The following is a 14724-nucleotide window of genomic DNA, read 5'->3' on the forward strand; positions in this document are numbered from 1 at the left end:
CAAAGGTGGCGGCGTGGTCAATGATCCGTCCCTGCCACCGCTGCTCAGCATCGTCGTGCCCGTGTACGGCGTCGAGGCCTACCTCTACCAGTGCCTCGAATCGATCCGGGCGGACATCCCCGCGGGCGAGGCGGACACGGTCGAGCTGATCGCGGTGGACGACGCCTCGCCGGACCGGTGCGGCGAGATGCTGCGGTCGTACGCCGACGGCCGGTCCGGGATCCGGACCGTGCACCTGACCACCAACGTGGGTCTGGGGCTGGCCCGCAACGCCGGCCTCGAGGTGGCCACCGGCCGGTACGTCTGGTTCGTCGACAGCGACGACTGGCTTCCGCCGGGGACGATCCCCACCGTTCTGGACCGGCTGCGCCAGCACGAGCCGGACGTGCTGATGCTCGACCACCTCCGGGTCCACGAGGACGGCCGGCGCGAGGTGGACGCGAGCAGCCACCTGCTGCACGGCGTCTCCGGCGTGGTCCGCCTCTCCGACCAGCCGCAACTGCTGAAGGTGCAGCACACGGCCTGGAACAAGGTGGTCCGCCGGGCCTTCATGGACGAGCTGGAGCTGCGCTTCTTCCCCGGCTGGTACGAGGACATCCCGTTCAGCCACCCGCTGCTGATCGGCGCGGAGAAGATCTCGGTGCTGGACCGGGTCTGCTACCTCTACCGCCAGGGCCGGCAGGGCGCCATCACCTCGACCCGCAGCGGGCGGCACTTCGACGCCTTCGACCAGTACGAGCGGCTGATGGACTGGGTACGCCGGCGGCACCCGGACGAGGCGCTGCAGACCGAGCTGTTCCAGCTGATGATCAACCACTACCTGGTGGTGGTGGGCAACGACGACCGGCTGCACCCGCACCTGCGGCGGCCCTTCTTCGCGCGGGTCGCCGAGCACTACCGCCGCTACCTCCCGTCCGGTGGCTACCCGGCCCCGGCCGGGGTGGCCGGCCTCAAGCACCGGCTGGTCGGGCGCAACGACTACCTCGCGTACGCTGCGCTGCGGCAGGCCCACCGGGTGGCCGGCCGGCTGCGGCGCCCGGCGGGGACTCCCGGCGACTCGGCGGGCGGGTCCGGCGACGACGGCGGGCCGGCCGGCGACGGGGCGGCCGAGGGCAGCCGGAACGACGTGCTGGCGGGCCACGGCGCCCGGTGACACCTCGCGACACCATCCCCGCCGGGAGCCGGGTCGGCTCCCGGCGCCCTCGTTTTCCAGGTCGTTCCCGCCCGCGGTGGACGACGACGGTAGGACCGCACTCCGGTGCGGAGGCAACTGAGCAGAGGTCGGTATGACGGCGACAATGAAGATCGGACCGCACGCGGTCGGTGCCGGGGAGCGACCCTTCGTGGTCGCCGAGATGTCCGGTAACCACAACGGCGACCTGGACCGGGCGCTGGCCATCGTCGACGCCGTGGCGGCGAGCGGCGCGCACGCGCTCAAGCTCCAGACGTACCGGCCGGACACGATCACCATCGACGTCGACACCCCCGCGTTCCGCATCTCCGGCGGGCACGAGCTATGGGGCGGGGAGAACCTCTACCGGCTCTACGAGAAGGCGCACACCCCGTACGAGTTCCACGAGCCGATCTTCGAGCGGGCCCGGCGGCACGGCCTGACCGTGTTCTCCTCCCCCTTCGACGCGACGGCGGTGGAGCTGCTCGAGTCGCTGGACGCGCCGGCGTACAAGATCGCCTCGTCGGAGCTGGTCGACCTGCCGTTGATCCGCCTCGTCGCGAGCACCGGCAAACCCATGGTGATCTCCACCGGAATGGCCACCATGGCCGAGATCGACGCCGCGGTGCGCACCGCCCGCGAGGGGGGCGCCGGCGGCATCGTGCTGCTCGCCTGCACCGCGTCCTACCCGGCGCCGCCGCAGGACAGCAACCTGCGCCGGATCCCCGTGCTCGCGGGCGCGTTCGGCGTGCCGGTGGGGCTCTCCGACCACACCCCCGGCATCGGGGTGCCGGTCGCGTCGGTGGCGCTTGGCGCCTGCTTCATCGAGAAGCACGTGACGTTGGACCGCGCCGACGGGGGCGTCGACTCGGACTTCTCCCTCAACCCGGACGAGCTGGCGGCGCTGGTGGTCGAGTCCGAGCGGGCGTACGCGGCGCTCGGCGGCACCGTGGTCGGCCCGACCCCGGCCGAGCGGGAGGGGCTGCGCTTCCGCCGTTCGCTCTTCGTGGTCGAGGACGTGCGGGCCGGTGACCCGGTGACCGAGCGCAACGTCCGGTCGATCCGGCCGGCGGGCGGCCTGCCTCCGGTCGAGATCGACCGGGTCCTCGGTCGCACCTTCGCCACCGACGTCCCGCGCGGCACCCCGCTGAGCTGGGACCTGATCTGACCGCGCCCCCGGCCGCACGGCCGGGGCGCCGGTCGGCCGCGGGCCCCGCGCCCGTGGCGCGCGACCGGGGTCAGCGACGTCGGGGCGCCCACACCCCCCGGTCGCTCCGACGGCACTGACCCCGCCCCGGTCTCCCCCGGCCCCCACCAGGCGGGGGGAGACCGGCGGGTCAACGCCCAGGTGGGTGCGGCGCGAAGGCGACGGTGACCACCAGGTCGGCCAGGCGCAGGGTCCGCCAGAGCACGACGCTCCCCGCCGGTGTGCCCAGTCCGTGGCGGCGCCACCAGGCCGCGACCGGCACGTCGGCCAGCTTGCAGAAGCACTCGGCCCGGGTCCACCGGTCCCAGAAGTCCACCGCGCCGAAGCGCCGGGCCAGCGCCATCGGCACCGGCGCGTCCGCGCGCTCGGCGTCGATCGCGACCCGCCAGCCCGCGGTCGGCGGGCCGTACCAACCGACGCAGCGGCCGTCGTCCAGGTGGCTGCGGGTGACCGCGGTCGCCAGGTCGGCGGCGGGTCCCACCCGCAGGTACCGCTCGGCCGCGGCGACCAGCGCCGGCACCGGGCGCGGCCCGGCACCGGCCGGTGGCCGGTGCCGGGCGCGCTCGCCCGCCTCAGACGGAGGCGGCACCGTCCACCACGATGGCCTGGCCATTGATGTTGGTCTGCTCGCGCAGCAGCATCCGGACCACCGGGACGACCTCCTCCGGCTCGGTCAGGTGCCCGGTCGGGGTGCGGCGCACGATCTGGTCGAGCTGGGTCTGGCCGAGGACCGCGGACATCTCCGAGGCGAAGAACCCGGGCGCGACCGCGTTGACCAGAATCCGGCCGCCCAGCTCGCGGGCGAGCGACCGGGTCGCCGCGTCCATGCCGCCCTTGGTCGCGGAGTACGCCACCAGTCCGGGGAAGCCGCGCTGGGCGCAGATCGAGGTGATGTTGACGATCCGGCCGCGCAGCCCCTTGGCCAGCATGCGCCGGATGACCAGTCGGGTGAGCTGCAACGGCGCGGTCAGGTTGGTCTCGATGATCCGGGCGATGTCGCCGGCGGCAGTGTGCACGTGCAGCGAGTCCTGCCCGACGGCCGCGTTGTTGACGATGCCGTCGATCGGTCCGAGCCGCTCCTCCACCTCGCGGACGAAGGACTGCGCGGCCGGCAGGTCGGTGACGTCGACCGAGCCGACGTGCATCCGGTCGGGGTTCTCGGCGGCCAGCTTCGCCAACTCCGGGGTGACGGTCCGGGCGAAGGCCGCCACCCGGACTCCCTGGTCGAGCAGGTCGGTGACGATGGCCAGCCCCAGGCCGCGGGAACCGCCGGAGACGAGGACGACGGAGCTGGGGGGGACGAACGGGGATTCGGGGCGGTCAGACATCGCTCTTCAGGGTCTCCTTGACGGGAATCTCGGTCAGCACGCGGATCCGGCGGGGCACCGCGTGCTCGGGCAGCCGGTCGGCGCACCAGCGGACCAGCGCCGCCTCGTCCGGCGGCTCGGTGTCGGCGCCGGGGTGCGAAACGACCTCGGCGACCACCATCCGGCCCAGCATCGGGGCCCGCCGGCCGGTCACCCGCGCCCAGGCGACGCCGGGATGCGCGGTGAGCACGTCCCGGACCAGGCCGGCGGAGACCTTGCTCCCGCCGACGTTGATCTCGTCGGTGTCGAGCCGGCCGGTGATCAGCACCCGGTCGTCGACCACCTGGACGCGGTCGCCGGTGCGGACCGGACCGTCCAGGCCCGCGCCGTGGTACGGCGAGGTGATCACGAGCTCCTCGTCCCGCACGCTGAGCGTCGGCCGGCCGGGAGCCGCCCGGTCGAGCCAGCCCACCGGGAAGCCGGCCCGGCCGTCGTGCACGACGATCGAGGCGCCGACCTCCGAGGAGGCGTAGATCCAGGAGATCCGGGCCGCCGGGAACAACTCCCGCAGCTGGTCGAGGATCGCCTGGTCGACCGGCTCGCCGCCCAGCGTGATCTGGCGCAGCGGTACCCGCGCCAGCGCGGCGGCGTCGCGGTAGATCGTGCGGCGCCAGAAGGTCGGCGTGCCGGAGGCGGCGTCCACGCCGTGCGCGGCGGCCAGCGCGGGCCAGTCGTCGAGCTGGTCCGGCTCGACGACCACCAGGTGCTGCCCGGGCTGGGTCAGCGAGAGCGTGACCACCTGCCACCACGCGTACGTCCCCGGGGCGTACGGGCAGAGCCAGGTGCGATCGGGCTGCTCTCCGCGGACGGTGGTCAGCGAGTCCAGGGTGTGGCCGACCCGCTTGGGGCGGCCGGTCGAGCCGGAGGTGAGCAGCCAGAGCCGGCCGGGCTCGGCGGCCCGGGGCTGGGCCGGCGGCTCGCTGCGCGGGCCGCCGCCGGCGAGGTCGGCCAGCGCGAAGCCGGCGTCGCGCAGCTCGGCCCGTAGTGCCGCGTCGACCCGGCTGTCGCTGCTGAGCAGCAGCTCGGTGCCGTGCACCGCGTGGTGCCGGGCGGCGGCGAGGGCGTCCCGGGCGGAGTGCGCGAGCACCGCGACCGGGTCGGGCAGCGCCAGCTCCGGCAACGCCTGCCAGGTCAACGTCGCGCCGCCGACGACGATCCGGTTGTCCGCGCCGGCGGGCTCCGGGTGCGGGGCGGCCGAGGGGTGGGAGGTCGCGGCGGTCACTGCTTCTGGAGCTCCACCAGGAAGTCGAGAACGTCGCCGACGGTGGCGATCCGGCGCAGGCCCGGGGCGTCGAAGTTCAGCTCCTCGCCCGTCTCGTCCTCCACCCGCAGAGCCAGCTCGGAGAAGTCGAGCGACCGGAAGCCGATCTCCCGCAGGTCCGCCGCGTCGTCGTCCGGAAGCGCCTTGCCCTGGTTCTTGAGCACCTGCGCCATCAGGTCGCGGATCTGCGCGCGACTCAATTCGTTCATGCGCCGGAGTCTACAGGCCACCGAATGACCGTCACATTTACCGGGGGCGGCGGGTAGGGTGCTCCCGGCGATTTCACAAGGACCGCGAAAGCGAGAGGCCGTGCTGCGCGAAGCCACCGGGGACGACGTTCACCTGATGTTGTCCTGGCGTAATCAGGAAACCAACCGGCAGGTCAGCAAGACCAGTCACGAGATCACCGCCGCCGAGCACGCGCGGTGGTGGTCGGCGGTGCGGGTGGACCCGACCCGACAGGTGCTCATGTACCTCCGCGACGGCGTGCCGTGCGGCGTGGTCACCTTCTTCGACCTGCGACTGGACGGGCCGAGGACCGGCGCCTGGGGCTTCTACCTGGACGCCGACGGCCTGGCCGCGCGGGGCGAGACGCTGCCCGCCTGGCTGGAGGTGATGCGCGAGGCGGTGGACCACGCGTTCGACGCCCTCGCGCTCGACCGCCTCGACGGCGAGGTGCTCGCGCACAACACCGTCGTGCGGCAGATGAATCGGCGGTTCCGATTTGTCGAGGGGACGCCGCACACGGAGGTCACCGACGGCCGGGAAATCACCGTCATCCCGATTTCCCTGGACCGCGAAAACCGCCGTCGGCGTTGATCCGGGCGCGCCGTTCCGCAATTGTCCGCAGATCATTCACCGCTCGGACACCTGGCGTTAACGAGGGTCTGGGGAATTGCCGCGGCGGCCTCCGGGCCGCCGCGGCGGACCGAGGTCAGGAGCGCCGCCAGGCCGCCCAGTGCTGCTGCGGGTTGCCGCCGAGGCGGACGAAGCCGTACTTGGCGCCGTCCCAGTCGTCCGGCTGGCCGGGCGCCCACCGGGCGAAGACCACCTGGGCCTGGGCCGGCGGGCGCTCGCTGAACCAGCGCACGTCGGTCCAGGTCACCTGGTGGCTCAGGTTGAACCGGAGGATGTAGTGCACGCCGGTGGAGGCCCACACGCGCTCGCCGGGGCGTACGCCGACGTCGGCCACCCGCGGGGTCGGTTCGGTGCTGGCCACCATCGGCCGGACCAGCCGCTGGTCGATCACCTGCATCGTGCCGACGTTCACCACGACAAGGGCCACCAGCAGGGGCATCCGCAGCCGGGGCACCCACGCCGCGGCGACCAGCAGGGCGCAGCCGGCCACCCCGATCAGCGCGCCGGTGAACGGGCGGAACTCCCGCCACCCGCCGGTCAGCGCCATCAGGTCCGGTGCGCCGAACCCGCCGTAGCGCAGGCTGTGGCCCTGGCTCTTGACGTACGCCAACCGCCCGGCGATCCCCGCCGCGCCCAGGACGAGCAGCCCGACCGAGATGGCCGCCCGGCGCAGGACCACCCGGTGCCCGGCGGTGAGCACCACGGCGAGCCCGACCAGGAGCCAGAACGGGGCCAGCATCTGCACGTAGCGGCCGTAGATCGCGTCCAGCGGCTTCTCGGTGATGCCGGCGAGGATCACCGAGGCTCCGCCGGCCACCCCCAGGGTGGTGACGAGCGCGACGCCCATGGTCCATCGCACGGACGGGCCGCGGTCGCCCCGCCAGACCTCGCGCAGAGCCGTCACCCAGGCGATGCCGGCCAGGCCGAACGTGATCACGACGAGGTACCAGATCTGGGTGCCGACCGCCGCGCCGAGGCGCAGCACGCCCTGGCCCGAGGCGATCGCCTCCAGGGCGCTGCCGCCCGGATCCGTGCCGAGCAGGTAGACCTTGTCGCCGAGCAGCCGGATCCCGGCCTCGTTGACCAGGGCCAGGGCGAGCACCGGCAGCAGCGCGGCGAGCACCGCGCGGGCCTTGATCCGGCGACGGATCAGCAGCAACCCGACGAGCCCGACATGCACCAGCACGATGACGAGGCCCCGGGAGTGCAGCAGGTGGAACACGCCGACCAGCAGCCCGACGGTCGCGGCCGCGAGCGGGCCGGGCCGCTCGATCCACCGGTGCACGGCGAGCAGCCAGGCCAGCACCAGCGGGGCCATCACGGTGTCGATCATGGCGACGCCGGCGTAGAAGGCGGTCGCCGGCAGCGTCGCGGCGACCACGGCGACCAGCAGGGCCGTCGGCCGGCGCAGGTCCAGCAGCCGCCGGCCGAGCAGGTACGCCAGCGGCAGCATCAACGAGTTCACCATCGCGTTGATCAGCTGCACCAGCCGGTAGCTGTCGGTGAAGTCCCGCTCACCGAGGAAGGCCGGGGAGATCAGCATCGGGTAGCCGACCCGGCGCAGGATGTTGTTCTCGCTGCTGAATCCGCCCGGCCCGCCGGCCAGCGCGCGCGCCGTGTTGAGGTAGCTGTCCTCGTCGGTGTGCGCGATCGGCAGGGCGATGTGCCGGGACAGCCACATCCGCCACACCACACCCAGCACCCACCCGACCACCAGCAGCAGCGGCACCAGCCACCGACGGCGCGGTGGGCCGTCCGGGGCGGGGGCCGGGGCCGGGACCCGCTCCATCACGTCGGTGCCGGATGCCATCGCCGCCTCCTGGATTCCCGGCCGCGCTCCGGCGCCGGACAACTCCGGTACGCCGACGCGAAGCCGGACTGCTCTGCTGGGGGTTGCCCGAAAGCGACACCGCGACGGCGGCCCACGGGACGGAGCGCGGGCGCCGGACCCCGTTTCGGCCGGCCGCGTCGCGCACGCGCGGCCACTGTAGCGGCCCGCCGGGCACCGGTCAGCCCGCCGCTGAGGTACGGACAACTGTTCGCCTGCCGGGTGTCCGGCATTCACGGGAGCGGGGGGCGGGGTTAACCCGCGAGCGTCGGCCCGTTAACCCGCCGCGGTTAGCGTCTCGGACCGGTCGGCCGGCCGAGGCCCGCCGGTTCATCCACGACACGGGAGCACCAAATTGAGTGACTTGAATGGATCGTCCATTCTGATCACCGGGGGAACGGGTTCCTTCGGCAGGACCTTCCTCCGGCACATCCTCACCGCGGCCGATCCGGCCCGGGTGGTGGTGTTCTCCCGCGATGAGCTCAAGCAGTACGAGCTGCGCCAGCAGCTCGGCGACGACCCGCGGCTGCGCTGGTTCATCGGCGACATCCGTGACCGGCACCGGCTGACCCGGGCGATGCACGGGGTCGACCACGTCGTCCACGCGGCGGCGCTCAAGCAGGTGGACACGGCCGAGTACAACCCCTCGGAGTTCATCGCCACCAACATCACCGGCTCGCAGAACGTGGTCGACGCGGCGATCGAGGCCGGCGTCCGCAAGGTCGTCGCGCTCTCCACCGACAAGGCGTCCAGCCCGATCAACCTGTACGGCGCCACGAAGCTGGTCGGCGACAAGCTCTTCGTCTCGGCCAACCACTACGCCGCGCACCACCCGACCCGGTTCTCCGTGGTCCGCTACGGCAACGTGGTCGGCAGCCGGGGCTCGGTGGTCCCGCTGTTCCGCCGGCTGGCCGCCGAGGGCAAGAGCCTCCCGATCACCGACAAGCGGATGACCCGCTTCTGGATCACCCTGGAGCAGGCGGTCCAGTTCGTCATGGACTCGTTCGACCAGATGCAGGGTGGCGAGCTGTTCGTGCCGCGGATCCCCAGCATGCGGATCCTCGACCTGGTCGAGGCGGTCGCCCCGGACGCCACCACGCACGAGATCGGCATCCGGCCCGGCGAGAAGCTGCACGAGGAGATGATCGCGCCGGACGACAGCCGCCGGACGCTGCGCGCCGCTGACCGCTACATCGTCCAGCCGACCATCGCCGGCTGGGGCTACCAGCCCCCGGCCGACTGCGAGGCGGTGCCGGACGGCTTCGCGTACCAGTCGGACACCAACGACGAGTGGCTCACCGTCGACCAGCTGCGGACCATGCTCGGTCTCACCGCGTGATGGCGATGCTCCCGTACGGCCGTCAGACGGTCACCGAGGAGGACATCGAGGCCGTCTCCGCGGTGCTGCGCACCGACTGGCTCACCACCGGCCCGCAGGTCGACGGCTTCGAAGCGGACCTCGCCAAGTGGACCGGTGGGGTCGACGTCGCCGCCGTCTCCAACGGCACCGCCGCGTTGCACGTGGCGTACGCGGCAGCCGGGGTGGGCCCGGGCGACGAGGTCGTCGTACCGCCGATGACGTTCGTGGCCACCGCCAGCAGCGCGGCCCTTCTCGGCGCGAAGATCGTCTTCGCCGACGTCGAGGAGGAGACCTTCTGCCTCGACCCGGCGGCGGCTGCCGCCGCGGTGACCCCGCGTACCAAGGTCGTCTCGGCGGTCGACTATGCCGGGCACCCGGCCGACTACGACGCGCTACGGTCGGCTCTGGCCGGATCGGACGCGCTGCTGCTCGCCGACGCGGCGCACTCCATCGGCGCCACCTACCGGGGCCGCCCGGTCGGCTCGCTCGCCGACCTGACCACGTTCTCGTTCTTCCCGACCAAGCACCTCACCACCGGCGAGGGCGGCGCGGTCGCCGCCCCGGATCCGGAGCTGCTGGCGCGGGCCCGACGGTTCCGCAACATCGGCCTGGTGCGGGAGCGTGACCTGCAGCGCTGGCCGGACGAGGGCGGCTGGCACCAGGAGGTGCACGAGTTCGGGCTGAACTACCGGCTGCCGGACGTGCTCTGCGCGCTCGGCCGCGCCCAGCTGCGCCGGCTCGACGCCTTCCTGGCCCGACGGAGCGAGCTGGTCGCCCGCTACGACGAGGCGCTGGCCGACCTGCCCGGCGTGCTGACCCCGGGCCGGCGTTCATGGGCCGAGCCGGCCTGGCACCTCTACCCGATCCGCGTCCTCGACGGGCGTCGCCGCGAGGTGTACGACGCGATGCGCGCGGCCGGCATCGGCGTCCAGGTGAACTACATCCCGGTGCACTGGCACCCGGCCTTCGCCGACCTGGGATACCAGCGCGGATCCTGCCCGGTGGCCGAGTCGTTCTATGCTCAGCAGCTGTCGCTGCCGCTCTACCCGACACTGAGCGACGCCGACCAGGACCGGGTCATCGACGCGCTCGGCGCGGCGCTACGGGGCCGCCCGGCGCGTCCCGCCGCCGCCTGATGGGACGCTGATGCACCACGCCAACCACTTCTACGGCCACGCCCACGTGCTGGCCCGTTACGCGGGGCTGGGCGACGGTCACCCGCCGCGCATCAACGGGTACGTCCAGCACGGCTGGAACATCGGCGACGGGCTGGCCCCGGGCCACCCGTACGCCGAGGGGACCCCGAGCCTGCTCTGGTCGGACCAGACCCGGCGGCGGGCCTGGTCGGTGGGGCGGCGCAACGTCGTCGTCATCGGCGCGCCGTTCGCGTACCTGCTGACCATGCGGCCCGAGGACCCGCCGGAGTCGGAGCGGGAGGGCACCATCTGGTACCCGTTCCACGGCTGGGAGGGGCAGCACGTCCGCGGTGACCACAAGGAGCTGATCGCGCGGATCCGGGACACCGAGCCCGGCCCGGTCACGGTCTGCCTCTACTGGCACGAGTACGGCATGCGCCGGGTGCGCCGGCTCTACGAGAACGCCGGCTTCCGGGTGATCTGCCACGGCTACCGCGGGCACTGGTGGAAGGACACCGACCCGTACTTCCTCGACAAGCAGCTCGCCGAGCTGCGCCGGCACCGTCGGGTAGCCTCGAACCGGCTCACCAGCGCGATCTTCTACGGGATCGCGGCGGGCTGCGAGCCGGCCGTGTACGGCGACCCGATGGTGCTCGCGAACGAGGACCCGACCTTCGGCGGCACCGCCCGGATCCGCCGCCAGTGGCCGGAGCTGCACGGCGAGTCGGTGCACCTGCCGACTGCCGTCGCGATCGCCCGCGCCGAGCTGGGCACCGACCACCGCTGCTCGCCGGCCGAGCTGCGTGAGCTGCTCGGATGGGCGAATCTCCAGGAGGAACCAGTTGACCACTGAGACGGTCCCCGCCGACCGGATCGAGCTGCCGGGTGGGGAGATGCTGACCTGGTCCGACCTGCCGGAGAAGCGCCTCGTCGGCGGCGGCCCGCTGGCCGCGCTCGCCACCCGGATCGTGCCGGCCGGCGCCCGGGTGCTGCTGGCCGGGCCGCACGACCCGGCCCTGCTCGACCGGCTGGCCCACGCCGAGGTGACCTGCCTGCTGCGCAGCTACCCCGACGGCGTGGCGCTGGCGTCGCGGGCGGCCCGCGTGGTGGTGGGCGGGCCCTCCGGGCTCCCCGACGACGAGCCGTTCGACGTGGTGATCGCCGCCGCCGGGCTGGACCCGGTGGAGTCGGTGGAGGGCGCCCGGCTGGGCTGGAGCGGCGTCCTCGCCCGGCTCTCCGGCGCGCTGCGCCCCGGCGGCAGCCTGCTGCTGTGGGTGGACAACCCGATGGGGCTGCACCGCCTGGTCGACACGGCCCCGTGGTACGCCCGGCGCGACGACGCGGCGTGGAGCATCGCCGGCGGCCTGGACGCCGACCGGCCGGCCAACCGGGCACAGCTGGCCGAGCGGCTCGCCGAGTGCGGGCTGCTTCCGGGGGTGAGCTTCGCCGCGTACCCGAAGGCGGGCGCGGCGACGGCCCTGCTCGACACCGACCACCTGGAGCGGCACACCACCTCCGGGCTCCTCGACGCGGTGCTGCACGGCGCCTGCGCCGGTGGCTTCGCCGACACCATCGTCCTCCAGGACCCGGCGCGGCTGGCCGTCGACGCGCTGCACGCCGGGCAGGCCGCCGCGCTGGCCCCGGGCTGGCTGGTGCTGGCCCACCGGGCCCCGGCAGCCGGGGCGCCGCCGGCCGACCTGCCGGTGGCGCTGGTGCAGACCGGTCCGCCCGGTGAGGACGTGGTGGAGGTGGTCGACGCCCCGTCGGGATGGCGGTGGCGGCTCACCGGGACCACCGGCCGGGGCGGGGCGGCGACCGCGCCGTTCGCCAGCCGGGAGGTGGCCTACCGGGATCCGGCCGCGCTCGACGGGCAGCCGGTGCCCGAGGGGCGGCTGCTGCGTACCGTGCTGCTCGACGCCGCCCTGCGCCGGGACCTGGACGTGCTTCGGGAGCTGCTGAGCGGGTACGCCCAGTGGCTGGCCGGGCAGGCCGATCCGGACGGCCGGCTCACCGGCGCGGTGGCCCTCGCCGGTGTCGACAACACGGTGGTCTCCGCCGGCCGCTACGCGGTGCTCGACGCGAGCTGGCGGGCAACCGACCCGATCTCGGCCGACGTGGTGCTCGCCCGCGGCCTGTGGCGGTTCGCCGCCGGGCTGCTCACCGGCGGCTACGCCCACCCGTGGGCGTCCACCCTGGACGTCGCGGGCCTGACCGTGGTGCTCGGTGGCCTCGCCGGGCACGACCTGGACCGGGCCACCGTGGCGGCCGCGGTGGAGACCGAGGCCGCGGTGACCGCCGCGCTGCGCGGACTGGACGCCGACGGACGGGTCACCCTCGCCACCGAACTGCGCGCGGTCGAGCCGACCGATCCGCCGGCCGGACCGCGCGGCTACCAGCAGCTGCGCGAGGCGTGGCTGCGCCAGCGCGAGGAGCTGACCCGGCTCTCCGCGCTGCTCAAGTGGACCGAGGAGCTGCTGACCTCGCGGGAGCGGGCGCTGCGCCGCGCGGACGCCACGATCAACCTGCTCAGCGGCTCGCTGAGCTACCGCGTCGGGCGCCTGGCGATCACCCCGGCCCGGCTCGCGAAGCGAGGCGCCCGGGCGGCGAAGCGTCGGGCGCGTGAGGCACTGGCTCCGAAGCAGGAGGAGCAGCAGTGATCGGAGACGCAACGACGTCCGGCGGCGGCGCCACCCGGATCGCCGGAGAGCAGACGGGGGCCGGCGGACCGCGGATCGTCGGTGTCGTGCAGGCGCGGATGGGCTCGTCCCGGCTGCCGGGCAAGGTGCTGCGCCCGCTCGCCGGCCGCAGCGTGCTGGGCCGCGTGGTCCGGGCCGCCCTCGACAGCGGTGTGCTCGCCGACCTGGTGGTGGCCACCAGCACCGACTCCGTCGACGACGCCGTGGTGGCCGAGTGCGAGCGGCTCGGCGTGCCGTGCCACCGGGGCCCGGTCGACGACGTGCTGGCCCGGTTCATCGGCGCGCTCGACGCGCATCCCGGTGACGCGGTCATGCGGTTCACCGCCGACTGCCCGCTGCTCGACCCGGAGATCATCACCCTGGTGGCGTCGGTCTACCGGGCGGTGCCCGGTCTGGACTACGCCAGCACGTCGATCGCCCGCACCCTGCCGCGAGGACTCGACGTCGAGATCATCCGGGCGGACGCGCTGCGCACCCTGGACCGGCTCGCCACCGATCACCACCGAGTGCACGTCACCTCGTACGCGTACACCCACCCGGAGCTGTTCCGGGTGCTCGGCGTGACGCTCACCCCGGACCGCTCCGAGCTGCGGCTCACCCTGGACACGGAGCAGGACTGGACCCTCGTGCGGACCGTGATCGACCACTTCGGGGACGTGAGCGTGCCGCTGGCCAAGCTCGCCGACTGGCTCGACGGGCACCCCGCGCTGCGCGCGCTCAACGCCGACGTACGCCAGAAGCGCCTGGAGGAGTCCTGACCACGCTACGGGTGGGGCTGCGCTGCGACGCGGGGCCGCGGCGCGGCGTCGGCCACCTGGTCCGGTCGCTGGCCCTCGGCGAGGAGTTCCTGGCCCGGGGCGCGCGAGTCGAGGTGTTCGGCTCGGTCGACCGGGTCGGCTGGGCCGGCGCGCAGCTCGCGGCGCGGGGCATCCCGCTGCACCCGGGCCCGGACACGCCGGCGGAGCTGGTCGAGGCGGCCCGACGGCACGAGCTGGACGTCATGGTCCTCGACTCGTACGAGCTGGACCCGGCGGGCGCGGGCGCGCTGCGGGCCGCAGGTGTGCTCACCGTCGCCATCGTCGACGGGGACAGCCGGGGCCAGGACGCCGACCTGTACCTGGACCAGAACTTCGGCGCCGACACCCCCGAGCTGCCCGGCCGGCTGCTGGCGGGCGCGTCGTACGCCCTGCTGCGCGACAGCGTGGTGGCCGCCCGGCCGCCGGAGCCCCGGCCCGCGGCGACGGTCGGCCGCCCCCGGGTGCTCGCCTTCTTCGGCGGCACCGACGCGGTGGGCGCCGCACCGGTGCTGACCCGCGTGCTGCTCTCGACCGGCCTCCCGATGGAGCTGACCGTGGTGGTCGGCCGGCCGGAGATCGAGGCGGAGCTGGAGGACGTGACGCCGGGACGCGGGCAGACGGTACGGCCCGTCCCGCCCACCGGCGAACTGCCGACGTTGATCGCGGCGGCGGACCTGGTCGTCAGCGCGGCGGGCACGTCCACCTGGGAGCTGTGCTGCCTCGGCGCGCCGGCGGCGCTGGTCTGCGTGGTCGACAACCAGCGCGAGTCGTACCACCGGGTGGTCCGGCACGGTCTGGTCGCGGGCCTGGGCGAACTGCCGGAGCTGGCGGCCGGCGGGCTGGCCGGGCGGACGGCCCGCGCGGCGGCCGGGCGGACCCTCCACGGGCTGCTCACCTCGCCGGAGCGGCGCGCCACGCTCGCGGCGCGTGCCTGGGCCGCGGTCGACGGGCGCGGCCGCGCCCGGGTGGTCGACGCGGTGCTCGACGCCCTCCGGGGAGCCACCCTGACCAGCTGACCATCGGTCGTACGGTTGTACGAAAGT

General features: G+C 74.1%; 14 protein-coding genes. 9 read left to right on the forward strand and 5 right to left on the reverse strand.

The features are described 5' to 3' along the window. Positions 1–13 precede the first annotated feature (13 nt). Positions 14–1153, forward strand: coding sequence for a glycosyltransferase (locus tag O7603_RS11320; protein ID WP_281575660.1), 1140 nt, complete (start codon positions 14–16; stop codon positions 1151–1153). A gap of 133 nt (positions 1154–1286) precedes the next feature. Next, positions 1287–2339 carry a pseudaminic acid synthase gene (pseI, locus tag O7603_RS11325; RefSeq protein WP_281575661.1) on the forward strand — a complete coding sequence of 351 codons (1053 nt, stop codon included), beginning with the start codon at positions 1287–1289 and terminating at the stop codon, positions 2337–2339. Between the two features lie 169 nt (positions 2340–2508). On the opposite strand, the gene O7603_RS11330 is transcribed toward pseI, so the two are convergent. Genes O7603_RS11330 through O7603_RS11345 form a run of 4 tightly spaced genes read right to left on the reverse strand, consistent with a single transcriptional unit; the run spans position 2509 to position 5215 of the window. Beyond that, positions 2509–2967, reverse strand: a complete 459-nt coding sequence (locus O7603_RS11330; protein WP_281575662.1) for a hypothetical protein — start codon at positions 2965–2967, stop codon at positions 2509–2511. Then, positions 2951–3706 carry an SDR family NAD(P)-dependent oxidoreductase gene (locus tag O7603_RS11335; RefSeq protein WP_281575663.1) on the reverse strand — a complete coding sequence of 252 codons (756 nt, stop codon included), beginning with the start codon at positions 3704–3706 and terminating at the stop codon, positions 2951–2953. The genes O7603_RS11330 and O7603_RS11335 overlap by 17 nt, the downstream gene beginning before the upstream one ends. Further along, a complete protein-coding gene (locus tag O7603_RS11340) occupies positions 3699–4967 on the reverse strand; it encodes an AMP-binding protein (protein ID WP_281575664.1) in 1269 nt (422 codons plus the stop codon). The genes O7603_RS11335 and O7603_RS11340 overlap by 8 nt, the downstream gene beginning before the upstream one ends. After that, on the reverse strand, positions 4964–5215 hold the full coding sequence (locus O7603_RS11345; protein WP_281575665.1) for an acyl carrier protein: 252 nt from the start codon (positions 5213–5215) through the stop codon (positions 4964–4966). The genes O7603_RS11340 and O7603_RS11345 overlap by 4 nt, the downstream gene beginning before the upstream one ends. A gap of 100 nt (positions 5216–5315) precedes the next feature. On the opposite strand from O7603_RS11345, the gene O7603_RS11350 reads away from it, so the two are divergent. Next, entirely contained in the window at positions 5316–5825 is a 510-nt protein-coding gene (locus O7603_RS11350; protein WP_281575666.1) for a GNAT family N-acetyltransferase, read from the forward strand. Positions 5826–5940: 115 nt separating this feature from the next. On the opposite strand, the gene O7603_RS11355 is transcribed toward O7603_RS11350, so the two are convergent. Further along, complete coding sequence (locus O7603_RS11355; RefSeq protein ID WP_281575667.1) at positions 5941–7674, reverse strand: hypothetical protein; 1734 nt, start codon at positions 7672–7674, stop codon at positions 5941–5943. 373 nt (positions 7675–8047) lie between these two features. Here O7603_RS11355 and pseB point away from each other — a divergent pair, with 373 nt between their 5' ends. The 6 genes from pseB to O7603_RS11385 are packed head-to-tail and all read left to right on the forward strand — an operon-like array spanning position 8048 to position 14697. Then, entirely contained in the window at positions 8048–9031 is a 984-nt protein-coding gene (gene pseB, locus O7603_RS11360) for a UDP-N-acetylglucosamine 4,6-dehydratase (inverting) (protein WP_281575668.1), read from the forward strand. A 5-nt stretch (positions 9032–9036) separates the two neighbouring features. After that, complete coding sequence (locus O7603_RS11365) at positions 9037–10188, forward strand: aminotransferase class I/II-fold pyridoxal phosphate-dependent enzyme (RefSeq protein ID WP_281576667.1); 1152 nt, start codon at positions 9037–9039, stop codon at positions 10186–10188. 10 nt (positions 10189–10198) lie between these two features. Next, positions 10199–11041, forward strand: coding sequence for a hypothetical protein (locus O7603_RS11370; protein ID WP_281575669.1), 843 nt, complete (start codon positions 10199–10201; stop codon positions 11039–11041). After that, a complete protein-coding gene (locus tag O7603_RS11375; protein ID WP_281575670.1) occupies positions 11031–12845 on the forward strand; it encodes a class I SAM-dependent methyltransferase in 1815 nt (604 codons plus the stop codon). The genes O7603_RS11370 and O7603_RS11375 overlap by 11 nt, the downstream gene beginning before the upstream one ends. 38 nt (positions 12846–12883) lie before the next feature. Next, positions 12884–13642: a glycosyltransferase family protein gene (locus O7603_RS11380; protein WP_281576668.1), complete on the forward strand. Its 759-nt coding sequence runs from the start codon at positions 12884–12886 to the stop codon at positions 13640–13642. Beyond that, a complete protein-coding gene (locus O7603_RS11385; RefSeq protein WP_281576669.1) occupies positions 13639–14697 on the forward strand; it encodes a spore coat protein in 1059 nt (352 codons plus the stop codon). The genes O7603_RS11380 and O7603_RS11385 overlap by 4 nt, the downstream gene beginning before the upstream one ends. Positions 14698–14724 lie beyond the last annotated feature (27 nt).

This window comes from Micromonospora sp. WMMD812 (genome assembly GCF_027497215.1).
Taxonomy (GTDB): Bacteria; Actinomycetota; Actinomycetes; order Mycobacteriales; family Micromonosporaceae; genus Micromonospora.